Source organism: Jannaschia faecimaris (genome assembly GCF_900107415.1).
Taxonomy (GTDB): domain Bacteria; phylum Pseudomonadota; class Alphaproteobacteria; order Rhodobacterales; family Rhodobacteraceae; genus Jannaschia; species Jannaschia faecimaris.
The window spans coordinates 37,658-60,290 of record NZ_FNPX01000016.1 but is presented as its reverse complement, the minus strand read 5'-3'; the positions used below and the strand labels follow the sequence as shown (position 1 = coordinate 60,290).

Genomic DNA, 22,633 nt, shown 5'->3' with positions numbered 1-22,633 from the left:
CCGTCAAGATCCGGGGAGGATTCATTGGAAACAGACGCCATCATCCTCAGCGGCCCGCGCGCATTGTCGCTCGACAAGCTCCCGCTCTGTACCCCCGGCCCGTCGGATGTCGTTATTCAGGTTCGCCATTCGGGTATCTCGACCGGGACTGAAAAACTGTTTTGGTCCGGTGACATGCCGCCGTTTCCCGGCATGGGCTATCCACTGGTCCCCGGCTACGAAGCGTCGGGCGAGGTCGTCGATGCAGGTGCGCTTTCCAACTTCAATGTCGGCGACACGGTCTTCGTGCCCGGTGCCAACTGCTACGAAGGGGCGCACGGCCTGTTCGGCGGCGCGGCCCGCACATTGGTCAGCGATGCGTCGCGCTGTGTTCGCCTGGACGGTGCGCACGGAGCACGCGGTGCCCTTCTGGCACTGGCCGCGACCGCGCGCCATGCCATGGCCGGACCCCGGGCCGAACTGCCGGATCTGATTGTTGGCCACGGTGTGCTGGGGCGTCTGCTGGCCCGCCTTACCGTCGCCGCTGGTGGCAAGCCGCCCACCGTTTGGGAAAAGAACATCGGTCGCTGTGCCGGCGCCACGGGCTACAAGGTCGTGCACCCTGAAGCTGATGACCGCCGCAATTACACTTCGATCTACGACGCATCCGGCGACGCGGGTCTGATCCCCGACCTTATCGGTCGCCTGGCAAAGGGTGGGGAGATCGTGCTTGCGGGGTTCTATCCCGCACCTATCAGTTTCGCGTTCCCCCCCGCCTTCATGAAGGAAGCCCGCTTCCGCGTCGCCGCCGAATGGACCAGCGGAGACCTGTTGGCGACGCGCGCGCTGATCGAGTCCGGTGCGCTTTCGATGGATGGGCTGATCACACACCGCCGGGCGGCGAACGACGCGCCCGCAGCTTACCAACAGGCGTTCGACGACCCCGCCTGCCTGAAAATGATCCTTGATTGGGAAGGCTCAGCATGACTCTCGACACCGTCCCCGACCTGCGCGACTTCAACCAGCGTCTGCGCGACGAAGCCAACGAAGATGTGACGCTTGAAGTGCCGCAGGGCGAACCAACGTCAAAAACTCAGATCATCGCGATCTATGGCAAGGGCGGTATCGGAAAGTCGTTCACGCTGGCCAACCTCAGCCACATGATGGCCGAACAGGGCAAGCGCGTCCTCCTGATCGGGTGCGATCCGAAATCCGACACCACGTCTTTGCTGTTCGGGGGCAAGGCGTGCCCGACGATCATCGAGACATCCTCCAAAAAGAAGCTCGCTGGCGAAGAGGTCGCCATCGGCGACGTCTGTTTCAAGCGCGGCGGTGTTTTCGCCATGGAGTTGGGTGGGCCTGAGGTTGGCCGCGGCTGCGGCGGACGCGGCATCATCCACGGCTTTGAGCTGCTGGAGAAGCTGGGCTTCCATGATTGGGATTTCGATTATGTCCTGCTCGACTTTCTGGGCGACGTTGTCTGCGGTGGCTTCGGTCTGCCGATTGCCCGCGACATGGCGCAGAAGGTGATCCTGGTTGCGTCGAACGACCTTCAGTCGCTCTATGTGGCCAACAACGTCTGTTCAGCTGTTGAATACTTCCGCAAGCTGGGTGGCAACGTGGGTGTTGCGGGCCTCGTCATTAACAAGGACGATGGCACCGGCGAGGCTGCGGCCTTTGCCAAGACCGTCGGGATCCCTGTCCTGGCCGCCATTCCGCAGGACGATGACCTGCGCAAGAAATCTGCCAATTATCAGATCGTCGGCACCTCCGAGAGCCAGTGGGGCAGCTTGTTTGCGGCCCTCGGTGACGAAGTGGCCGTGGCCCCCCCGGTACGGCCGGCTGCACTTGATCAGGACGGGCTGCTCGCGCTGTTCGATAGCAAGGATACCGGCGGCGATGTCGTTCTGGTGCCTGCCACGGATGCCGACATGCGCGGCACCAAGTCCAAGCCGAAGGAAAGCCTTGAGGTCGTGTACGACGATGTCTGAGCGCGAGGGATATAACGTCTCCTACGACGACGCCGGCACGGTGGAGATCACCGAAGCCAATGCGCCCCTCACCGATGCGGCCCCGGTACCGGATATGGCGGCCCCTCAGGGGGCCTGCACTTCGGCCTCCACCCTGAAGGAGGCCGCGCGCGCCGCTGGCCAGTCCGAGCTGCTGGAAAAGTACGCCGCCGACTATCCCACCGGCCCCCACGATCAGCCGCAAAGCATGTGCCCTGCCTTCGGATCGCTGCGCGTTGGTCTGCGGATGAAGCGGGTCGCGACGATCCTGTCCGGATCCGCCTGCTGCGTTTACGGGTTGTCGTTCGTCTCACACTTCTACGGTGCGCGCCGCTCGGTCGGATACGTCCCGTTCAATTCCGAAACACTCGTTACCGGCAAACTGTTCGAGGATATCCGCGAAGCGGTGCACGATCTGGCCGACGGTGACCGTCTGGATGCGATCGTGGTCACCAACCTCTGCGTGCCCACGGCCTCCGGTGTGCCGTTGCGCCTGCTGCCCGAGGAAATCGACGGCGTCCGCATCATCGGTATCGACGTGCCGGGATTTGGCGTTCCCACCCACGCCGAGGCCAAGGATGTGCTGGCCGGTGCGATGCTGAATTACGCCCGCAAAGAGATCGAGGCCGGCCCGGTGGCGCGGCCCGACGCAGGCAAATCGGACCGGCCGACCGTCGCCCTGTTGGGCGAGATGTTCCCTGCCGACCCGATGATGATCGGCGCGATGCTGGCCCCGCTGGGTCTGGCCGCCGGTCCTGTTGTGCCCTGCCGCGAATGGCGCGAGCTCTATGGCGCGCTGGATTGCAGTGTCGTCGCCGCGATCCACCCCTTCTACACTGCCTCCGTTCGTGAGTTTGAAGCTGCCGGTCGACCGATCGTCGGCTCCGCGCCCGTCGGGTACGAGGGCACGGCAAGTTGGCTGGCCAACATTGGTGCCGCGTTCGGCCTGCCGGCTGACAGGATCGCCGAGGCACAGAATGCCGTGCTGCCCGCCATCAAGGGTGGTCTGGCCGCGAACCCGATCAATGGCACGATCACGCTCTCGGGCTATGAGGGGTCGGAGTTGCTGGTTGCGCGACTGCTGATCGAAAGCGGCGCAGAGATTCCCTATGTCGGCACGGCCTGCGCCAAGTCCCGCTGGTCCGCGGACGACGCGGCTTGGCTGGAGGCACGCGGCACACGCGTCAAGTTCCGCGCCTCGCTGGAAGACGATCTGTCGGCGATGGAAGCGATACGCCCCGACCTTGCTATCGGCACCACTCCCGTGGTGCAGAAGGGCAAGGAGATGGGCATTCCGTCGCTCTACTATACGAACCTGATTTCGGCGCGGCCCCTGATGGGAATCGCCGGTGCCGGATCGCTGACCGAAGTCGTCGGAACGGCCATGGCCAACAAGGGTCGGATGGATACGATGCGCGCCTTTTTCGAGGGTGTGGGCAAGGGCGACACCGCCGGTGTCTGGAACGGCGCACCGAACTTGCACCCACAGTTCCGGGCCCAAAACCTCAAGAAAATCGAAAAGCGCGCCCGCGCTGCAAAAGCATCGGAGATGATCTGATGTTGGTGCAAGACCATGATCGTGCTGGCGGATACTGGGGTGCCGTTTATGCCTTCTGCGCCGTCAAGGGCTTGCAGGTGGTGATCGACGGCCCGGTCGGGTGCGAGAACCTGCCGGTGACCTCGGTGCTGCATTACACTGACGGCCTGCCGCCGCACGAGCTGCCGATCGTCGTTACCGGGTTGTCGGAAGACGAGATGGGATCGGGTACCGAGGAGGCGATGAAGCGCGCCTGGCAGACCCTCGACCCGGCACTGCCTGCGGTCGTCGTCACCGGTTCGATCGCCGAGATGATCGGCGGCGGCGTGACCCCCCAGGGGACGAATATCCAGCGCTTCCTGCCGCGCACCATCGACGAAGACCAATGGGAAAGCGCCGACCGCGCGATGACCTGGATCTTCACGGAATTCGGCATGACCAAAGGCCGGATGCCGCCCGAGAAGAAGCGCGCCGAAGATGCCGCGCCCCGCGTCAACATCCTCGGGCCGATGTACGGCACCTTCAACATGCCTTCCGACCTGGCCGAGATCCGGCGCTTGGTCGAAGGTATCGGAGCCGAGATCAACATGGTCATGCCGCTGGGCGCGCACGTCGCCGAAATGCGCAACCTGGTGAATGCCGACGTCAACGTCACGATGTACCGGGAGTTTGGCAGGGGCCTGTGCGAAGTGCTGTCCAAGCCGTATCTGCAGGCCCCCATCGGTATCGATTCCACAACAAAGTTCCTGCGCAAGCTGGGCGAGTTGACGGGCCTCGACCCCGAACCTTTCATCGAGGCGGAGAAGCATTCAACGCTCAAACCCGTCTGGGATCTCTGGCGTTCGGTCACACAGGATTTCTTTTCAACGTCCAGTTTTGGCATCGTCGCAACCGAAACCTATGCCCGCGGTATCCGCAATTTCCTTGAAAACGAGATGGGCCTGCCTTGTGCTTTCGCCGTGGCGCGCACCCGCGGCAAGAAAACAGATAATGATCGCGTCCGTGCCATGGTGCACGACAAACGGCCAATGATCCTGATGGGGTCGATCAACGAGAAGATGTATCTCGCCGAGACAAAGGGCGGATTCGGCCCGTCCCCGGCGTTCATCCCCGCCAGCTTTCCGGGGGCCGCGATCCGCCGTCACACCGGTACGCCCTTCATGGGCTACGGCGGGGCCACCTACCTCATTCAAGAAGTCTGCAACGGCCTCTTCGATGCGCTGTTCCACATCCTGCCGCTCGGCGCGGAGATGGACGCGACTCCCGCCACACCCACGCCCCTGCGCCGCGACTTCCCTTGGGATGCCGACGCGCAGGCCCGCCTTGACGAAATTGTCGCCTCTCATCCGGTCCTGACCCGGATTTCGGCGGCCAAATCCCTGCGCGACGCGGCTGAAAAAGCCGCGCTCGAAGAGGGGGCCGAACGGGTCGTTCTTGCGACGCTCGACCGGCTGCAACCCAAGACCGGAGGAGACAGGACATGACCGACTTCACGACGGACCATATTGATTTCACACCGCAGGTGACCGGGCACAAATCCCGCCGCGTGCGGGCGCATCAGCGGGAATACTACGCGTATTTCGCCCTGATCTTCCTGGCGACCCTGCCGTTGACCTGTCTGACCTGGACGCTGTCGACCCTGCGCCGGATGGAGTTGCCCGAGCGCGGGCCGCTGCGCACCGCCTGGGCGCAGGCACAGATCATCACGCCGCGGATCTTCAGCGCGTGACCCATGTTCGCCAATCCCTCCGGGGTGGTGGAATCAGACGGGGGATGAGCCCCCGTCATACCCGGTCGCGGGGGTTTCGCGGCGTCAGTTCATCTTTTTCAGGAGAAAACAATGGCTGATAAATCCGACCTGTCTTTCACAGGTTTGACAGACGAGCAGGCGCAGGAATTGCACTCGGTCTATCTGAGCGGATTCTACCTGTTCACTGCGGTGGCGGTAGTTGCGCACATTTTGACCTATTTCAAGCTGCCCTGGTTCAGCTGGTAACCGGAGGAGGACACCACAATGGCACAGTTCTACAAGATCTGGCTGGTCTTCGACCCGCGCCGCGTTTTCGTGGCTCAGGGCGTCTTCCTGTTCTTGCTTGCAGCGATGATTCACCTCGTCCTGCTCAGCAACCCGGAAACCAACTGGTTCGAGCGCGCATTCGCCGCGGAAGCCGTCGAGTGATCGACCGGCATTGAAATAGTCGTGGGCGGCTGGCCCAACCGCCCGCCCACGACAAACCAGGAATTTCACCGTGCGCTTTGGGCTTGCGTCCCCGCGCGCGCACCAACTGGAGAGAGAAGATGGCACAGCTCACCTTCGAACGAAAATACCGCGTCCGGGGCGGCACGCTTATCGGCGGCGACCTGTTCGATTTCTGGGTGGGGCCGTTCTACGTCGGCTTCTTCGGGGTCACGACGTTCTTCTTCGCCGCACTCGGCACAATCCTCATCTTCTACGGTGCCTCGCTTGGCGACACGTGGAACCCATGGCTGATCTCGATTGATCCGCCCGCGCTCGAGGTCGGCCTTGGAGCCGCACCCCTGGCCGAAGGCGGGCTATGGCAGATCATCACGATCTGCGCGACGGGTGCATTCGTCAGCTGGGCCCTGCGCGAGGTCGAGATCTGCCGCAAACTGGGCATCGGCTATCACGTGCCTTTCGCCTTTTCGGTGGCGATCCTTGCCTACGTGACGCTGGTCATCATCCGCCCCGCATTGATGGGGGCCTGGGGACACGGCTTCCCCTATGGCATCTTCAGCCATCTCGATTGGGTGAACAACGTCGGCTACGCCTACGGTAACTTCCACTACAACCCGGCCCACATGGTCGCGATCACGTTCTTCTTCACGACGTGCTTCGCACTGGCGCTCCACGGCTCTCTCGTCCTGTCGGCGGTGAACCCGCCCAAGGGCCAGGAAATCAAATCGCCCGAGCACGAGGACACCTATTTCCGTGATCTCATCGGCTACTCGATCGGGCCGCTAGGCATTCACCGTTTGGGTCTCCTGCTGGCACTGAATGCCGGCTTCTGGAGCGCGGTCTGCATCGTCATCTCTGGTACCGTCTGGTTCGAGCCCTGGGCCGCCTGGTGGGATTGGTACGCGCAACTGCCCTGGTGGGCCGATATCGAGGGAGGAGTCTTCTGATGCTCGAATATCAAAACATATTCACGCAGGTTCAGGTCCAGGGTCCGCCCGAGATGGGCATGGTCGAAGGCGTGGACGCGGAACGCGAACGCACCACGGGAACAAGCTTCTCCAAGCTGGCCGGCCTGATCGGCAACGCACAGCTCGGGCCGATCTACTTGGGCCCGTTCGGTTTGCTGTCGCTCGCCGCAGGCAGCGCATGGTTCTTCATCATCGGCATGAACTTCTGGGCGCAGGTCGGCTACAATCCGGCCCTGTTCTTCCGGGATCTCTTCTGGCTGTCGTTGGAGCCACCGTCAGCCGACTACGGGCTGGGCATGGCCCCGCTCAATGAAGGCGGCTGGTTCCTGATCGCTGGGTTTTTCCTGCTCGTATCGGTCATCAGCTGGTGGATCCGCACCTACCTGCGTGCAGAAGAGCTGGGCTTGGGCAAGCATGTCAGCTGGGCCTTCGCCTCCGCGATCTGGTTGTTCCTTGTCCTTGGTCTGTTCCGGCCGATCCTGATGGGATCCTGGGAGGAGGCGGTTCCCTACGGCGTCTTCTCGCATCTGGATTGGACAAACCTGTTCTCGCTGACCTACGGCAACCTGTTCTACAATCCGTTCCACGCACTCTCGATCGTGTTCCTCTATGGCTCGGCCCTACTGTTCGCCATGCATGGTGCCACGATCCTTGCCGTCAGCCGCTATGGCGGAGAGCGGGAGATCGAACAGATCGTTGACCGCGGCACGGCCACGGAACGCGCGGCGCTGTTCTGGCGCTGGACCATGGGATTCAACGCCACGATGGAAGGCATTCACCGCTGGGCCTGGTGGTTTGCGGTTCTGACGACGCTCACGGGCGGCATCGGAATCCTGTTGACCGGCACGGTTGTCGACAACTGGTTTATCTGGGCGCAGGACCACGGCTACGCCCCGCTCGACTGACACAAGGAGGACGCCATAATGGCCAATCACGACTATCTCGGCACCTCGGGTGATCCACGCGCGCGTCTTCGGGGGGACATCACGATCCTGATGCTCAAGGGGGCCGGGTACGCTGCGGCTTTCTCCCTCAGCGTCGTGCTCTTCGTTGCCTTCTTCGCTTGGGTTGGCGGTCTCTTGCCCCCCGAAAGCCAGGAAGCACCCGACCCCACGCCGCTTTCGGTGCTTGAGATCGAAACCAGGCACAGCCACGCCTGACAACACATGACGGGGGGCGATGGCATCGGGTCATCGCCCCCCGTTTCAAATCTGCCCAAGACCCCATGCCGGAGGAACGACCATGCACACCCCCCACCTCGATCGTGTCAACGTCCCTTCCGACCTTGCCAGCCTGTCCGATCCCGAACTCGGTCGCCTGGCGGATGAACTTCGCTCCGAAGTCATCGGCAGCGTTTCGAAAACGGGTGGGCATCTGGGGTCTTCGCTGGGCGTCGTGGAACTCACCGTCGCGCTGCACGCGGTCTTTGATACCCCCCGCGACAAGATTATCTGGGACGTGGGGCACCAGTGCTATCCGCACAAAATCCTGACCGGGCGCCGCGACCGGATGCACACGCTGCGCCAGGAAGGGGGCCTGTCCGGGTTTACCAAGCGCAGCGAATCTGAATACGATCCGTTCGGAGCCGCACATTCCTCCACCTCGATCTCCGCGGCCCTCGGCTTTACCGTAGGCCGCGATATGGGGCAGGCGACGGGCGATGCGGTTGCCGTTATCGGCGACGGGGCGATCGGCGCAGGTATGGCATTCGAGGCGCTGAACGCCGCCGGGGCCGAGGGGCGCCGGATGTTCGTCATCCTCAATGACAACGAGATGTCCATCGCGCCGCCGGTCGGCGCTCTCTCCAAATACCTTTCCGGCCTCTATGCCTCGCCACTCGGCGGACTGCAGGAAATGGCCAACGATATCGAGAAGGCGCTGCCGGGTCCTTTGCGCGATCAGGCGCGCCGCGCACGCCAACTGGTGACAGGCGCGACAGGCGGGCAAGGGACGCTTTTCGAAGAACTCGGTTTTCAGTACATCGGCCCTATCGACGGGCACGACATGAGCCAACTTCTGGCCGTGTTGCGCACGGCGCGCACCCGCGCAACAGGGCCGGTCCTGATTCACGCCTGCACGGTGAAGGGCAAGGGCTACGCCCCCGCCGAAGGAGCCGCTGACTGCGGTCACGGCGTTGCAAAGTTCGACGTCCGCAGCGGCGTGCAGGCCAAGTCGCGCCCCAATGCACCCAGCTATACCTCGGTCTTCGGCACCGCGCTGGCCAAGCTGGCCGAGACGGATCCCAAGATCATCGGCATCACGGCGGCAATGCCCTCGGGCACCGGCATGGACATCTTCGGCAAGGCCCACCCCGCGCGTATGTTTGATGTCGGCATAGCGGAGCAACACGGCGTGACCTTTGCCGCCGGTCTGGCCGCAACGGGCCTGAAACCGTTCTGCGCAATCTATTCCAGCTTTCTGCAACGCGGTTACGACCAGATCGTGCATGACGTCGCGCTGCAAAACCTGCCCGTCCGCTTCGCCATTGACCGGGCCGGCCTGGTCGGGGCCGACGGCGCGACACATGCCGGGGCCTTCGACGTGGGGTATCTCGCCGCACTTCCCAATATGACAGTCATGGCCGCCTCCGACGAAGCGGAGCTGGTTCACATGGTCGCCACAGCCGCCGCACATGACAACGGCCCCATCGCCTTCCGCTATCCGCGCGGCGAGGGGGAAGGGGTGGAAATGCCGGAAGTCGGCACGCCCCTGGAAATCGGCAAGGGCCGCGTGGTGCAGTCGGGCAGCGATGTCGCTCTTCTCAGCTTCGGAGCACACCTTGGCGAATGCCGCAAAGCCGTCGCGCTGCTGGAGGCCCAGGGCCTGTCGGTCACCCTTGCCGATGCGCGCTTCGCCAAACCGCTGGACCACGCCCTGATCCGTATGCTTGCCCGCGATCACCGTGCTTTGGTCACGGTGGAACAGGGTTCGGTCGGCGGCTTCGGTGCGATGGTCTTGCACTTCCTCGCGGGCGAAGGGCTCTTGGATGGTAATCTCGCAATCCGTACGATGACGCTGCCCGATCGCTTCATAGATCAGGCCGCTCCCGATGCGATGTATGCAGACGCGGGCCTGACGCCAACAGACATCGCCGCGACGGCAGCGCAGGCCGCGGGCGCGAAATGGAAACTGACACCCGCCTGAGTCGTCCGGAAAATACACAAAAGAAGGGGGCGCGGAAGAAAATCCTGCGCCCCCTTCTTCGTTTCAAGAATACTCCGGGGAGCGCGAGGGGCCGCCCCCTCGCTTCGCCGTCAGACCCGCGTGGGCGATACGATCCCAGCCAGGTGCGCCAGATTCTTCAGCCCGATCTTCAGGTGTGCCAGGGGCCGCGCATGAACCAGTCTCTTGTTCATGTAAGCTTCGAACGTCAGCTTCTGCACGTCGACATCATGGCACAGCGACACGAAACGTTCGCGGCGCATGTCGCTCTTGTAATAGGCATCCTGCATGGCTCCGAGGATCTTAAAGACGGCCTTGTGCTCCTTCATGAAAAGCTTGCGCGCGATCTGCAGATCCTTCGCCTTGCCCGAGGCAAGACAAGCGGCCGTCGCTGTCGCGGCCACGCGCCCCCCGACCATCGCATAGAAGATGCCTTCGCCAGACGACGGCGCGACAACACCGGCCGCATCCCCGGCCAGCACCACGTCGCGCCCGTTGTCCCACTTGTCGAGCGGCTTGAGCGGGATCGGCGCGCCTTCCTTGCGGATGGTCTTGCAATCCGTCAGCCCCGAAGCCGCACGCAATGCTGCGGTCGCATCCTTCAGGTCCACGCCCGCGTGCTGCGTGCCCATACCGACGCTGGCTTGGCCGCCGTGCGGAAAGACCCAACCATAGAAGTCCGGAGAGATCGCGCCGTCATAGATCACGTCGCAGCGGTCAGGATCATAGGTCGCGGTCCGGGCCGGGGCCTCAATGATTTCATGGTACGCGATCACGTAAGGTATCTTGTCGCCACCCGGCACCTCGGCCTTCGCCACATTGGACCGCGCCCCATCGGCCCCGATGATGAGCCGGGTTCGGACCGTCACCGGCTCTCCCGTTTGCTTGTCGCGATACGTGACTTTGGTTCCGGCATCGTCACGGGTAATCGCCTGGAAGGTGCCCGTGCGCCGCTCCGCCCCGGCGGCGACGGCGCGGTCGCGCAGGAAGGCGTCGAAATGCTCTCGATCAACCATCCCGACGAAGCCATTCTCGATCGGGATGTCCACTTGTCGCTTGGTGGGGGAGATCATGCGCGCCGTCGTGATCCGGGCGACGATCTGGCTGTCGGGGATATCGAAATCCGTTATGGCGCGGGGCGGGATGGCCCCACCGCAGGGCTTGATCCGCCCGTCGCGGTCCAGCATGGCGACCTTGTGCCCAAGAGAGGCGAGGTCCGTGGCGGCCGTGGCACCCGAGGGACCACCGCCGATAACGACAACGTCGAACTGATCCATCACATCTCTCCCAAAATCATTCACCGGGCATCATCGCCTCTTGTCGGGGCCTGCGCGATTCCATCACCTGCCAGGCCATCAGGGCGGCAGCCATGAATAAGACGGCTTCGAACAGGAACACGCCGGCAAAGGCTTCCCCATCCGCCAAAGGGCCGCGCAGCAGGTCGACGCCGGCCGCGCCGCACAAGCCGCCAAAGCCGGCGGCAATCGCTTGCGCCGCACCCCAAAGACCCATGCGTGTGCCTTCACGCCGCGCGCGCCCCTCGGCGGCCAGCGCCATCATCGACCCGATGGCTGCGACCGCGAACATGCCGTTGAACACGCCGAGTGCCACGACCAGCGGCGTGAGTGGCAAAGCCAGCCAGCCCAGACCTGTAATTGCAATTATGTAAAGTGATCCAGCCGATCCAATGCACCCGGCAATCACCCAGGACCGCAGCGACCCGAATTTCAGACCCGTCGCGGCAATGCCGACCAGCAGCATTCCGACAAAGACGCCGCCGTTCTGCGCGCCGCTGAGGGCCGTGGACTGGCCCGGTGTGAAGGCGAAAACCAACCCTGCAAAAGGTTCCAGTATCAGTTCCTGCATAAAGTAAGCGTTCATCGACAGAAACACGAACAGCGTGAAATTCCGAGCCTTCCTTTCGGCCCATATTTCGCGCAAGCCGTTGAGGAACGGAGTGGCAGGCTCGGGCACGACGGCCGCCACGCCACGCTCGACCCCGAGCACTGCGCCGCAGGTCAGCACGAAAGCACCGCCGGTCACGACCGCCACGACCGCCATCAGTCGCGCGGGTGTGTACGGGTCGAGGAACTGCCCCGACAAGCCAGCCGTCACCGCAATTCCGAAGATCATCATCAGCCAGGTGATCGTAGCGGCGGCGGCGCGACGGCGCGGTTCAGTCGCGGTAGCCAAAAGCGCCAGGAGCGACGTGCCCGACGCGCCGACACCAAGGCCAATCGCCGCATAGGCCAAAACGGAAAGGGCCAGACCCATTGCGTAGGATGTCGCGAAAAGCGTCACGGCATAGGCGGCGAAGAACCCGCCGAGCGCCAGCACGGCCATGCCGCCCACAATCCACCGCGTGCGCGATCCGCCGGTGTCGGAGGTAAAGCCCCACCGCGGGCGGCTGAGCTGGATACCGTAATGCAGCGCGACCAACGCTCCAGGCAGAACAGCCGGCAAGGCGAACTCCACGACCATCAGACGGTTCAACGTTGACGTGGTGAGGACCACGACCGCGCCAAGCGCCATCTGGACCAACCCCAGTCGGACGATCTGGAGCCACCCGAGCGTCACGCGAGGCCCCGCAATGCGAAGGACGCGACCATCATCCCAGAGATATAAAGCACAACGCCCGTGCCGTTGTACCAAGGGGCCTTGGCCTTGGGGTCGCGCAACATCACGCGCATTGCGGCCAGTTGCGCAAGGATCAGCGCAGCGATGGCCAAGGCAAAGACCGGACGATCCCAAGACCAAATAAGGCCAACAACCGCGAGTTGAGGCACGATCATCACCCAGCAGGCAACCCTCGCCGCACGTTCGGGACCCAAGGTAACCGGCAGGCTGTTGATACCCATGACCTTGTCGCCCTCCAATGCTTTGAAATCATTAAGCGTCATGATCCCATGCGCGCCCAAGGCATAAAGCGTGGCGATGATGACGATGTCCCAGCCGGGAGCGCCAGACACCAGAATGGCCGCGCCAGTGAACCAAGGCAGCCCCTCGTAGCAAATACCGACGAGGCCCGGCCCCCAGATACCAGAGCGTTTCAGCCGGATCGGCTCGACCGAATAGGCCCACGCACCCATCACTGCCAGCACGGTGGCCCCAAAGCCCCAAGGCCCGAATTGCCAGCCGATGGCCAGAGACAGCACAGACATCGCCTGCGCGATCCAAAGCCCCCATCGGCCCGGTATCCGGCCTGACGGGATCGGGCGGTTGGGTTCATTGATCGCATCCACGTGCCGGTCACACCAATCGTTTGCGGCCTGGCTCATCCCACAGGTGATCGGCCCGGCCAGAAGGATGCCCAGCAAGACAATCGGCCATTCCGGCCCCAAGGCGACACCCGACGACACCGCCCCACACAAGAACGCCCACATCGGCGGAAACCAAGTCACAGGCTTGATAAGCCGCAGCATGGCGGCGGGTTCAGGCAATGTGCGCGCCCGCGCGCAGGGGGTCAGACTGGTCATGGTGTAAACTTAAGCTGACAGTGCGAGTCGCGGCAAGTGTAATCTTCGCGAGACGCGCAAAAGCCCTGCGTCAGTCGACGTCGCGCTTGAGCAGATCGTATTTGCGCAGCTTAACATACAGCGACTGGCGCGACAGACCCAGCATTTCCGCAGCGGCAACTCGATTGTTGGATGTCAGGTCTACGGCGGCCCCGATGCACATCCGCTCGATTACGTCAGTTGCCTGCGCCACGATATCCTTGAGCGACTGCTTGCCCAAAAGATCGACGATCGAGTCGAGATCGACCGACGGATCAACACCTTCGGTTCGCAACGCGGCAGCCCGGCTGGTGTCACGCATTACAAGCGCAAAAATCGACCGGATCCCTGCCTGCAGGCGGGTAACCGAGATCTCGACCGAGCGCCCCTGCCCCGAGGCCTGGGTAATTTTGGTCGAGAACAACCGAAGCGATCCGGACCGGCTGGCATTGGCCAGAAGAACCGACAAATCGACGCTTCCCCGTACCAGAAAGTCGGCGAGGCTCTGATTGCGGACACTGTCCTCCTGGGGCATCTCGACGAGGTCAAGGAAGCTGCCGTTGGCGCTCAGGATGCGACCATCACCTGCGGTGAAGACGATCGCGTCGGGGCTGGAGGCGAAAAACCCCGACAGGCGTTCGCCCATGGTGTCCGTGTCGGAAACGGCGCTGCGCTTGGCGATCACTCGGCAAAGCAGCATGTGCGCGCCTGGTATGCGGAAAGAAGTCGGCAGGATGTCGATATCCGAGCCGTCAGATACGGTTGTTGCGCTGACCTTTCCGTCGGGTTGCCGCGCGGTGGCGACCAATTGCTCGACAAGATCCACATCCTGTCCGACCCGTAGGATCGACTCAAGTGCCGTGTCCTTCAGTTCCAAGGGCTCCGTCTTGAACAGGTGGCCCGCCGCAGCATTGGCATCGGTCACTTCGCGCCGCGCGACGTTCACGAACAGGCAAGCATCAGGTGTCGTCGCCATGAGAACACGAAGCCGCGTTTCAGTCGCCCGCTGCGCTTCGTAATCGCGCTCCATTGCCATCTGGGCGACGACCAACTGCTGCTGGATCTCGGCTAAAGGCCGCAGGTCGCGCCCCAGCATCAAGACATCCGCCTCCCGTTCGATGCGGTGGAAACTGAACGACATTGGAAGATCCGGGCCGCTCTTGTCTACGAGGAGGTTCAATTCACTCAGGGGGAGTTGCTCGCTGCCCCGCTGCAAGGCGGTCAGACATCGCTCCAGCTTGGGAACGCTTTCCGGTGTCAGGTGGCTTTGGATCGAGGCACTGGTCCAACCTTCAATACTTAGCCCCAAGTCCAGTCCCGGCCGCACGCGCAGGTCGGTGATTGCCCCGTTCCAACCAACAAGAAGCGCCATGTCGGCAACGCCGGCCACGAGGTTGGCAAGAATGTCGGCGCGCGCGTTGGGCAAAAGTCCTTGGAACCATGCGCCTGATGCGGTGGCGTCCATGTTCAACGTCTCAGCCGGAGCGGATGACCACGCGCCCTGCATTCAGACAGCGCGATGTCCAGGTCATTGGTCACAAGATCGGCCCCCGCCCCCTTACAGCGGCCCCGATCAATCTCGACCGCGCCGCCGCCCAGAATCACGAAGGGATCGCGCCCGATGCGACGGGCGCAATTCACCGTGTCGATCAGAGCCTGCTGGGTGTCAGCGCCGGATGCGGAAATCATGACGATATCCGCGTCGGAAACCTCTGCCGGGTCGGAAACGATCCGTGCAGCCACTCCGTGCCGCAAAAGCTGCGCCATGAAGACGTGCTGCCCCAGACGGTGTTGTGCCCCTTCCGGTGTGAGCAGATAAACCTGCCCATGCGTAATGGACGGCATGACGTCCAACTCATCCAGCATATCGTCCGCCCAGGTCAACAGGGACCGCAGACGGACACACCCGAGGGTGACATCAGCGAAACTGGCGGCGTCGTCCAGCCAGTCATCGCCAAGGCGGCGCGCAGTGGCCGGTATATAGATGTCGATTATATCAGCAGGCCGACACCCGGCATCGATCATGGCAAGGCCGACGTTGCGCCACGCGTCCTGGCGGGGCGAAAGGACAGCCCCTGTCAGCCGCTGAACATGATCTTGCTGGGCCAACGGCATCAGGTCCAGCGCTATGGCTTGCAAGGCCCCACGGGCGACGCGGGCGATCTCATGTCCCCGAGGCATCAGCGGATGATCGAAAGATGGGGGCAGCAGAGAATCCTCCCAAAGGATGAACCAAAAAGGTTGTCCTCATCGTCAGGCATGGCAGGGTGAGTGTCAAATCAATATGACAAACACCACGCCGTTCCGTTCAATAGGCCTATTTATATGGCCCGACGACCCCCGGCTCAGTAAATCAATCAGGACGAACTGTCACCAACGTGTAAATCACCGTTGACACATGGTGCGCCAGAGTGCCACGATTTCAGGGGAACTTTCGCCGGGGAGACGAGATGTCAGACGCCAGAACACACGCCGCATCCGTTGCTGGCCTGTACACCCCTGAACAGCGGGTGCGGCGCGACTCTACCGTCTGGACAACGGTCCAGGGCATCCTTGCACCGGTCCAATTCTTCGTGTTTCTCGTTTCGCTCGGACTCGTACTGCGGTTCTTGTCGACGGGCGAGGGTTACGCGCTCGCGACGGCCTCGATCCTTGCCAAGACTTTTTGTCTTTACCTGATCATGGTGACCGGCGCGATCTGGGAGAAGGTGGTCTTCGGCCAGTACCTCTTTGCCCCCGTGTTTTTCTGGGAAGACGTGGTCAGCTTCGGCGTCATCGCGCTGCATACCCTTTATCTGTATGGGCTTCTGTCGAACGCCTTTCCGCCGACAACGCTGATGGCGATCACGCTCTCGGCTTACGTGATCTACGTGGTCAACGCGGCGCAGTTCGTTTGGAAGCTCCGGGCTGCGCGGCTCCAAGGTCAGACCCAAGGCGTCCCCGCATGACCGAGCATTTGTCGCCACCCACCGCAGGTTGTCGCAGCACCCCCGTTCTTAAGGAGCGGGGTCAGCGTGAAGTCTTCTGCGGCCTGACCGGAATCATCTGGCTGCACCGCAAGATGCAGGATGCTTTCTTCCTCGTGGTCGGGTCTCGGACCTGCGCGCATCTGCTGCAATCGGCGGCCGGCGTAATGATCTTTGCCGAGCCCCGATTCGCCACCGCCATCCTTGAGGAATCGGACCTTGCCGGGCTGAATGACGCCCACGCGGAACTGGATCGCACCGTGTCCGAACTGCTGGCCCGGCGCCCCGACATCCGGCAGCTGTTCCTTGTCGGCTCTTGCCCGTCCGAAGTCATCAAACTGGACCTTGGTCGCGCCGCCGAACGGCTGACGGTTGAACATGCGCCGCGCGTGCGCGTTCTCAACTACTCCGGTTCCGGCATCGAGACGACTTTCACCCAAGGGGAAGATGCCTGCCTTGCCTCCATGGTCCCAGTCCTGCCGGAAACGCAAGCCCGCGAACTGCTGGTCGTCGGGGCTCTTCCGGATGTGGTCGAAGACCAGATGCTCGGCCTTTTGGACGCGATGGGCGTTGGTCCCGTCCGCCTGCTGCCTGCGCGTCACATCGACAACACGACTGCCGTTGGTCCAAACACCCAGTTTGCCCTGGTGCAGCCGTTTTTGGGCGACACCCACGCCGCGCTGGTGCGACGCGGTGCCACCCACATCGCGGCCCCCTTCCCCTTCGGCGATGAGGGCACAACCGCTTGGCTCTCGGCCGTAGCCCACGCCTTCGGCGTTTCCGACGAGACCTTCGCGCGCGTGACCGAAGCCCCGCGCCAGCGCGCCCGCCGCGCCATTGCGCAGGCCTCCGAAACGCTCAACGGCAAGTCAGTCTTCTTCTTCCCCGACAGCCAGCTTGAAATCCCCCTGGCCCGGTTCCTGGCCCGTGAATGCGGGATGCAACCGGTCGAGGTCGGCTCCCCTTACATCCACGACGCGCTGCACGGCCCGGATCTCGATCTGCTGCCCGCCGGGCCGACGATCTCCGAAGGACAGGACGTCGACAAGCAGCTCGACCGCTGCATGGCGGCCCGCCCCGACCTGACGGTCTGTGGCCTGGGCCTCGCCAATCCTCTGGAAGCGCAGGGCCTCAGCACCAAGTGGGCCATCGAACTCGTCTTCACGCCGGTCCATTTCTACGAACAGGCCGGTGACCTCGCCTCCCTTTTCGCCCGCTCCATCAAGCGTCGGGCGATTCTGGAGGCGGCGGAATGAAACTGACGGTCTGGACATACGAAGGCCCGCCGCACGTCGGCGCCATGCGCGTGGCGACCGGCATGAAGGGTCTGCACTACGTGCTGCACGCGCCGCAGGGCGACACCTACGCCGACCTGCTCTTCACGATGATCGAACGGCGCGACCATCGCCCGCCCGTCACCTACACGACGTTTCAGGCGCGTGATCTGGGCTCCGACACGGCGGGGCTGTTCCGCACCGCCTGTCAGGATGCCTACGACCGGTTCAAGCCAGAGGCGATCATCGTCGGTGCCTCGTGTACCGCCGAATTGATCCAGGACGATCCCGGCGGCCTGGCCGAGACGATGGGCCTGCCTGTTCCGGTCATCGCGCTGGAACTGCCCAGCTATCAGCGCAAGGAAAACTTCGGGGCGGATGAGACGTTCTTCCAGATCGTTCGTGCGCTGGCCAAGCCGATGGATCGCACCGAGCGGGTGACCTGCAACATCCTTGGCGGCACCGCCCTTGGTTTCCGCCATCGCGACGATATCGCCGAAATCACGAACCTGCTCTATGAACTGGGCATCGAAGTGAACGTGACCGCGCCCATGGGGGCCACCCCGACCGACATCACCCGCATGGGCCAGGCTCATTTCAACGTACTGCTTTATCCTGAAACCGGAGAGACCGCCGCCCGGCACCTGGAGAGGACCTGCGGGCAGCCCTATACGAAAATCGTCCCCATCGGCACCGCCGCCACTCGTGCTTTCATCGAAGAGATCCGCGGCCTATCGGGCAGCACAGCACCGATCGACGATCATGGTCTGCGCCAGACGTGGTGGACCCGGTCGGTCGACAGCATCTACCTGACCGGCAAGCGGGTCTTCATCTTCGGCGACGCCACCCACGCGATGGCGATGGCCCATGTGGCGCGTGACGAGATGGGGTTCGAAGTGGCTGGCCTCGGGTGTTACAACCGTGAATTCGCCCGCCCGATGCGCGCATTGGCCAAGGAATTCGGGCTGGAGCCGCTGATCACCGACGATTACCTTGAGGTGGAGCGCGCGATCGAGGCCGCCCAGCCCGAGATGATCATGGGTACCCAGATGGAGCGCCATATCGGCAAGCGGCTGGGCATTCCCTGCGCCGTCATATCCGCGCCCGTTCACGTACAGGACTTCCCCGCACGGTATTCGCCGGTAATGGGGTTCGAGGGCGCGAACGTCCTGTTCGACACGCTGGTGCATCCGCTGGTCATGGGGCTGGAGGAACATCTCCTGCACATGTTCCGCGAGGATTTCGAGTTCAACGATGCGGCAGGCCCCAGCCATCACGGTGGCCACGCCCCAAAACCATCTGAGCAGGCGCAGACGCCTGTGTCAGAGCCTGAATCCCTGACCGCACCTGCAAGTGGTGAAGTTGTCTGGCTGCATGACGCCGAACGCGAACTGAAGAAGATCCCCTTCTTCGTCCGCGGAAAAGCCAGGCGCAACACCGAAACCTTCGCTGCCGATCAGGGCCTTGCCGAGATCTCCGTGGACACCCTTTATGAAGCGAAGGCCCACTATGCGCGATGACGTAATGCACCGCCCCTATCGCATCACGATGGTGACCCTTGACCGGCACATCGCCGGTCCCGCCGCGCGCGTTGCACCCACGCTGGCAGCCGACTTTCCCGGACTCCAGCTGAGCATCCACGCTGCCGCTGAATGGGCCAAGGATCCCGCCGCGCTGATTGCAGCGCGCGAGGATATCGCCCGCGCAGACATCATCGTGACCGGGGTTCTTTTCCTGGAAGAGCATATCAAGGCGATCCTGCCCGACCTGAAAGCGCGCCGCGACGCCTGCGACGCGATGGTCAACATCGTCAGCGATCAGGAAATCGTCCAACTGACCAAGATGGGCGACCTCGACATGTCCCGCCCCGCGTCCGGTGCCATGGCCCTTCTGAAAAAGCTGAAGCCTGCCAAGAAGGACGGCCGCTCCGGTGCCGGACAGATGAAGATGCTGCGCCGCCTGCCCAAGCTGCTCAGACTGGTGCCCGGCAAGGCGCAGGATCTGCGCGCCTGGTTCATGTCGATGCAATACTGGCTGGGCGGCACGGACGAGAATGTCGACGGCATGGTTCGCTTCCTGATCTCGCGCTATTCCAGCCGGCCCGAATGGGCGGGTGGCGCGACGGTCGACCCGATCGAATATCCCGAGGTCGGAATCTATCACCCCGACCTGCCCGACAAGCACATTGCAACAGAGATCGCCGACCTGCCGCAACAGCGCGGGACCACAACCATCGGCATCGTCCTGCTGCGCAGCTATGTCCTGTCCGAGGATACCGCGCATTACGACGCCGTTATCCGCGCCTTCGAGGCCGAGGGTCACCGCGTCATTCCCGTCTTTGCGGGTGGCCTTGATGCGCGCCCTGCGGTCGAGACCTACCTCGCCGGTAACATCGATACGCTGGTGTCCCTCAGCGGCTTCAGCCTGGTTGGCGGCCCCGCCTACAACGACAGCGAGGGGGCTGTGGCGATGCTCTCCGGCCTCGACGTGCCGTATGTCGCGGCGCAACCCCTGGAATTCCAGACATTGAACGAATGGGCCACGGGCGGTCAGGGCCTCTCTCCAATCGAGGCCACGATGCTGGTTGCCCTGCCGGAAATAGACGGGGCCACCAACCCGACGGTTTTCGCCGGTCGTCACGGGCCCGCCGGATGTGCCGGATGCACGCCGGGCTGCACCGCCAGAGGCACCGTCAAGGCAATGGCCCCCTGCCCCGAACGGATTGCGGCGCTGGTTGCCAAGTCCGGTCGCCTTGCAACCCTGCGGCGCAAGGCCAATGCAGACAAGAAGGTGGCGATCACGCTCTTCGGTTTTCCGCCCAATGCCGGGGCCATCGGCACCGCTGCCTATCTGTCGGTGTTCGAAAGCCTGTTCAACACGCTGCACCGCCTTGCCGCCGACGGTTACAAGCTGACCCCACCCGCGACGGTTGATGAGCTGCGCGAAAAAGTCTTGCACGGCAACGCTGCCCAACAAGGAACCGAAGCGAATATCGCCGCCGTCGTCACCGCCGACCAGATCGTGAGCCGCACGCCTTGGCTGGACGAGATAGAGGCCGTCTGGGGCCCGGCTCCCGGCCGTATCCAGGCCAATGGTCGCGAAGTGTTCGTTATGGGCGCGCACTTCGGCCAGGTCTTCGTCGGCGTGCAGCCGACCTTCGGATACGAAGGCGACCCGATGCGACTGCTGTTCGAAAAGGGCTTTGCCCCGACGCATGCGTTCAACGCCTATTACCAATACCTGCGCGAAGATTTCAGGGCCGATGTAGTGCTGCATTTCGGAATGCATGGCGCGCTGGAGTTCATGCCGGGCAAGCAGACAGGCGTGGGCCGGACCTGTTGGCCGGACCGGCTGATGGGCAACATGCCCAACGTGTACCTCTATGCAGCTAACAATCCGTCCGAAGCGTCACTGGCCAAGCGCCGCACGAACGCCGTGACGATCACGCATTTAACCCCGCCCCTGCAGAACGCCGGCCTCTATCGTGGTCTGGCTGACCTGAAGGACAGCCTTACCCGCTGGCGGGCGCTCCCCGATGATCGCGAGGATCTCGAAGCCCTGATCACCGAGCAGGCCGCCACCGTTGATCTATATGGTGCACCCGAGACCCTTTGGCTCAAGCTGTTGGAGACCGAAGACGCGCTGATCCCCGAAGGCTTGCACATCGTTGGTCGCGTGCCAGAGGCAGCCACGGTCGAGGCGGCGCTTGATCAGATGACCTTCCCCGATGCCAAGGCCCGTGAAACCGCCCGCGCCGCGTTGACCGGCGATCATGAACTGACGGCCCTGATGCGGGCCCTGTCGGGACGCTTCATCGCGCCGGTGCCCGGCGGCGACGTGATCCGCGCCCCCGAGATCTTGCCCACGGGCCGCAACATCCATGCCTTCGACCCGTTCCGCATGCCGACTGCCTACGCAATGGCCGACGGTGCCCGGCAGGCACAGGCACTGATCGACACCCACGAAGGGCTGCCACGCTCGGTCGCGCTGGTGCTCTGGGGGTCGGATAATATCAAGTCGAACGGCGGCCCCATCGGGCAGGCCATGGCGCTGATGGGTTGCACGGCGCGGTTTGACACGAACGGGCGGCTCTGCGGGGCCGACGTCGTGCCGCTGGAAACGCTGGGGCGCGCCCGCGTCGACGTGGTGATGACGCTGTCGGGTATCTTCCGCGATCTGCTGCCGCTGCAAACCAAGCTGTTGGCCGACGCCGCGCTGCAATGCGCCATGGCCGACGAACCGGAAGCAATGAACCCGATCCGCGCCCACGCGCTGGCGTTCATGGCCAAGACCGGCTGCGACATGAAGACCGCCGCCCTGCGCGTCTTCTCCAATGCCGAGGGGGCCTACGGCTCCAACGTGAACCAGTTGGTCGACAGCTCCGCGTTCGAAGACGGCAACGATCTGGCCGATGCCTACCAGGCGCGCAAGAGCTTTGCCTACGGCACCGACGGAGAGGCTTCGGCCCAACCCGCGCTGCTGGAAGACACGCTGGCCTGTGTCGACCTCGCCTACCAGAACCTCGAATCGATCGAACTGGGCGTGACCACGGTCGATCACTACTTCGACACGCTGGGCGGCATCGCGGCGGCCGTGAAGCGGGCCAAGGGCAGCGAACCGGCGATCTATATCGGCGACCAGACGCGGGGCCATGCAACTGTACGCACCCTCTCCGACCAGGTGGCACTGGAGACCCGGTCGCGCAGCCTGAACCCCAAGTTCTACGAGCCCCTGCTGCAACACGGGCACGAAGGTGTCCGCCAGATCGAAGCGCATATCACCAACACCGTCGGCTGGTCCGCGACCACCGGCAAGGTGGAGCCCTGGGTCTATGCCCGCCTGTCCGAAACCTTTGTTCTGGACGAGGTGATGCGCAAGCGCCTGTCCGACCTTTCGCCGCAGGCGTCCATGCGAATGGCCAACCGCCTGATCGAAGCCAGCGACCGCAATTACTGGCAACCCGACGAAGCAACACTGTCCGCGCTGCATGATGCAGCCGACGCCATCGAAGACCAACTTGAGGGGATCGCAGCCGAATGACCCACAG

Annotated in this window: 20 protein-coding genes; 15 read left to right on the top strand and 5 right to left on the bottom strand. The window is 63.3% G+C overall.

Features of this window, described 5'->3' with window-relative positions:
• Positions 1–24: 24 nt before the first annotated feature.
• From bchC to dxs, 11 genes are all read left to right on the top strand, one after another.
• The gene (gene bchC / locus BLV27_RS15010) at positions 25–966 is read left to right on the top strand and encodes a chlorophyll synthesis pathway protein BchC (protein ID WP_092647321.1); all 942 of its coding nucleotides are present in this window, start codon (positions 25–27) and stop codon (positions 964–966) included.
• The gene (locus BLV27_RS15005) at positions 963–1,970 is read left to right on the top strand and encodes a chlorophyllide a reductase iron protein subunit X (protein ID WP_092647320.1); all 1,008 of its coding nucleotides are present in this window, start codon (positions 963–965) and stop codon (positions 1,968–1,970) included. The genes bchC and BLV27_RS15005 overlap by 4 nt, the downstream gene beginning before the upstream one ends.
• Positions 1,963–3,546 (top strand): chlorophyllide a reductase subunit Y, encoded by a 1,584-nt coding sequence (gene bchY / locus BLV27_RS15000; protein ID WP_092647319.1) that lies wholly within the window; start codon positions 1,963–1,965, stop codon positions 3,544–3,546. Before BLV27_RS15005 ends, bchY begins: the two co-directional genes overlap by 8 nt.
• Positions 3,546–5,009, top strand: coding sequence for a chlorophyllide a reductase subunit Z (gene bchZ, locus BLV27_RS14995; protein ID WP_092647318.1), 1,464 nt, complete (start codon positions 3,546–3,548; stop codon positions 5,007–5,009). Before bchY ends, bchZ begins: the two co-directional genes overlap by 1 nt.
• A complete protein-coding gene (gene pufQ / locus BLV27_RS14990; RefSeq protein WP_092647317.1) occupies positions 5,006–5,254 on the top strand; it encodes a cytochrome PufQ in 249 nt (82 codons plus the stop codon). Before bchZ ends, pufQ begins: the two co-directional genes overlap by 4 nt.
• Before the next feature lie 111 nt (positions 5,255–5,365).
• Positions 5,366–5,521, top strand: a complete 156-nt coding sequence (gene pufB, locus BLV27_RS14985; protein ID WP_055081708.1) for a light-harvesting antenna LH1, beta subunit — start codon at positions 5,366–5,368, stop codon at positions 5,519–5,521.
• A gap of 18 nt (positions 5,522–5,539) precedes the next feature.
• Positions 5,540–5,704: a light-harvesting antenna LH1, alpha subunit gene (gene pufA, locus BLV27_RS14980; protein ID WP_092647316.1), complete on the top strand. Its 165-nt coding sequence runs from the start codon at positions 5,540–5,542 to the stop codon at positions 5,702–5,704.
• Between the two features lie 119 nt (positions 5,705–5,823).
• The gene (gene pufL / locus BLV27_RS14975; protein WP_092647315.1) at positions 5,824–6,669 is read left to right on the top strand and encodes a photosynthetic reaction center subunit L; all 846 of its coding nucleotides are present in this window, start codon (positions 5,824–5,826) and stop codon (positions 6,667–6,669) included.
• On the top strand, positions 6,669–7,595 hold the full coding sequence (gene pufM, locus BLV27_RS14970; protein WP_092647314.1) for a photosynthetic reaction center subunit M: 927 nt from the start codon (positions 6,669–6,671) through the stop codon (positions 7,593–7,595). The genes pufL and pufM overlap by 1 nt, the downstream gene beginning before the upstream one ends.
• Before the next feature lie 18 nt (positions 7,596–7,613).
• Positions 7,614–7,850 (top strand): RC-LH1 core complex protein PufX, encoded by a 237-nt coding sequence (pufX, locus tag BLV27_RS14965; protein ID WP_092647313.1) that lies wholly within the window; start codon positions 7,614–7,616, stop codon positions 7,848–7,850.
• A gap of 82 nt (positions 7,851–7,932) precedes the next feature.
• On the top strand, positions 7,933–9,834 hold the full coding sequence (dxs, locus tag BLV27_RS14960) for a 1-deoxy-D-xylulose-5-phosphate synthase (protein WP_092647312.1): 1,902 nt from the start codon (positions 7,933–7,935) through the stop codon (positions 9,832–9,834).
• 110 nt (positions 9,835–9,944) lie between these two features.
• Here the strand turns inward: dxs and BLV27_RS14955 are convergent, their stop codons facing one another.
• The 5 genes from BLV27_RS14955 to BLV27_RS14935 all read right to left on the bottom strand — a co-directional run bounded on the left by BLV27_RS14955 (position 9,945) and on the right by BLV27_RS14935 (position 15,527).
• Positions 9,945–11,129 (bottom strand): geranylgeranyl diphosphate reductase, encoded by a 1,185-nt coding sequence (locus tag BLV27_RS14955; RefSeq protein ID WP_092647311.1) that lies wholly within the window; start codon positions 11,127–11,129, stop codon positions 9,945–9,947.
• A 16-nt stretch (positions 11,130–11,145) separates the two neighbouring features.
• Positions 11,146–12,429 (bottom strand): BCD family MFS transporter, encoded by a 1,284-nt coding sequence (locus tag BLV27_RS14950; RefSeq protein ID WP_092647310.1) that lies wholly within the window; start codon positions 12,427–12,429, stop codon positions 11,146–11,148.
• Positions 12,426–13,328, bottom strand: a complete 903-nt coding sequence (gene chlG / locus BLV27_RS14945; protein WP_092647309.1) for a chlorophyll synthase ChlG — start codon at positions 13,326–13,328, stop codon at positions 12,426–12,428. The genes BLV27_RS14950 and chlG overlap by 4 nt, the downstream gene beginning before the upstream one ends.
• Positions 13,329–13,398: 70 nt before the next feature.
• Positions 13,399–14,811, bottom strand: coding sequence for a transcriptional regulator PpsR (ppsR, locus tag BLV27_RS14940; protein WP_170831473.1), 1,413 nt, complete (start codon positions 14,809–14,811; stop codon positions 13,399–13,401).
• 2 nt (positions 14,812–14,813) lie between these two features.
• Positions 14,814–15,527, bottom strand: coding sequence for a hypothetical protein (locus tag BLV27_RS14935; RefSeq protein ID WP_092647307.1), 714 nt, complete (start codon positions 15,525–15,527; stop codon positions 14,814–14,816).
• A gap of 269 nt (positions 15,528–15,796) precedes the next feature.
• On the opposite strand from BLV27_RS14935, the gene bchF reads away from it, so the two are divergent.
• The 4 genes from bchF to BLV27_RS14915 are packed head-to-tail and all read left to right on the top strand — an operon-like array spanning position 15,797 to position 22,626.
• Positions 15,797–16,294 carry a 2-vinyl bacteriochlorophyllide hydratase gene (bchF, locus tag BLV27_RS14930; protein WP_092647306.1) on the top strand — a complete coding sequence of 166 codons (498 nt, stop codon included), beginning with the start codon at positions 15,797–15,799 and terminating at the stop codon, positions 16,292–16,294.
• Entirely contained in the window at positions 16,291–17,568 is a 1,278-nt protein-coding gene (locus BLV27_RS14925; RefSeq protein WP_092647305.1) for a ferredoxin:protochlorophyllide reductase (ATP-dependent) subunit N, read from the top strand. The genes bchF and BLV27_RS14925 overlap by 4 nt, the downstream gene beginning before the upstream one ends.
• Positions 17,565–19,106: a ferredoxin:protochlorophyllide reductase (ATP-dependent) subunit B gene (gene bchB / locus BLV27_RS14920; protein ID WP_092647304.1), complete on the top strand. Its 1,542-nt coding sequence runs from the start codon at positions 17,565–17,567 to the stop codon at positions 19,104–19,106. The genes BLV27_RS14925 and bchB overlap by 4 nt, the downstream gene beginning before the upstream one ends.
• The gene (locus BLV27_RS14915; RefSeq protein WP_092647303.1) at positions 19,096–22,626 is read left to right on the top strand and encodes a cobaltochelatase subunit CobN; all 3,531 of its coding nucleotides are present in this window, start codon (positions 19,096–19,098) and stop codon (positions 22,624–22,626) included. Before bchB ends, BLV27_RS14915 begins: the two co-directional genes overlap by 11 nt.
• Positions 22,627–22,633 lie beyond the last annotated feature (7 nt).

What these genes read in the sequence shown, in the direction of transcription:
- dxs (WP_092647312.1), top strand. Translation starts at nt 7,933, where the DNA reads ATGCACACCCCCCACCTCGATCGTGTCAACGTCCCTTCCGACCTTGCC.
- BLV27_RS14935 (WP_092647307.1), bottom strand. Translation starts at nt 15,527, where the DNA reads ATGCCTCGGGGACATGAGATCGCCCGCGTCGCCCGTGGGGCCTTGCAA.
- pufX (WP_092647313.1), top strand. Translation starts at nt 7,614, where the DNA reads ATGGCCAATCACGACTATCTCGGCACCTCGGGTGATCCACGCGCGCGT.
- bchZ (WP_092647318.1), top strand. Translation starts at nt 3,546, where the DNA reads ATGTTGGTGCAAGACCATGATCGTGCTGGCGGATACTGGGGTGCCGTT.
- BLV27_RS14925 (WP_092647305.1), top strand. Translation starts at nt 16,291, where the DNA reads ATGACCGAGCATTTGTCGCCACCCACCGCAGGTTGTCGCAGCACCCCC.
- bchF (WP_092647306.1), top strand. Translation starts at nt 15,797, where the DNA reads ATGTCAGACGCCAGAACACACGCCGCATCCGTTGCTGGCCTGTACACC.
- ppsR (WP_170831473.1), bottom strand. Translation starts at nt 14,811, where the DNA reads ATGGACGCCACCGCATCAGGCGCATGGTTCCAAGGACTTTTGCCCAAC.
- pufL (WP_092647315.1), top strand. Translation starts at nt 5,824, where the DNA reads ATGGCACAGCTCACCTTCGAACGAAAATACCGCGTCCGGGGCGGCACG.
- BLV27_RS14955 (WP_092647311.1), bottom strand. Translation starts at nt 11,129, where the DNA reads ATGGATCAGTTCGACGTTGTCGTTATCGGCGGTGGTCCCTCGGGTGCC.
- chlG (WP_092647309.1), bottom strand. Translation starts at nt 13,328, where the DNA reads ATGACCAGTCTGACCCCCTGCGCGCGGGCGCGCACATTGCCTGAACCC.
- pufM (WP_092647314.1), top strand. Translation starts at nt 6,669, where the DNA reads ATGCTCGAATATCAAAACATATTCACGCAGGTTCAGGTCCAGGGTCCG.
- pufB (WP_055081708.1), top strand. Translation starts at nt 5,366, where the DNA reads ATGGCTGATAAATCCGACCTGTCTTTCACAGGTTTGACAGACGAGCAG.
- bchY (WP_092647319.1), top strand. Translation starts at nt 1,963, where the DNA reads ATGTCTGAGCGCGAGGGATATAACGTCTCCTACGACGACGCCGGCACG.
- BLV27_RS14915 (WP_092647303.1), top strand. Translation starts at nt 19,096, where the DNA reads ATGCGCGATGACGTAATGCACCGCCCCTATCGCATCACGATGGTGACC.
- pufQ (WP_092647317.1), top strand. Translation starts at nt 5,006, where the DNA reads ATGACCGACTTCACGACGGACCATATTGATTTCACACCGCAGGTGACC.
- BLV27_RS15005 (WP_092647320.1), top strand. Translation starts at nt 963, where the DNA reads ATGACTCTCGACACCGTCCCCGACCTGCGCGACTTCAACCAGCGTCTG.
- bchB (WP_092647304.1), top strand. Translation starts at nt 17,565, where the DNA reads ATGAAACTGACGGTCTGGACATACGAAGGCCCGCCGCACGTCGGCGCC.
- pufA (WP_092647316.1), top strand. Translation starts at nt 5,540, where the DNA reads ATGGCACAGTTCTACAAGATCTGGCTGGTCTTCGACCCGCGCCGCGTT.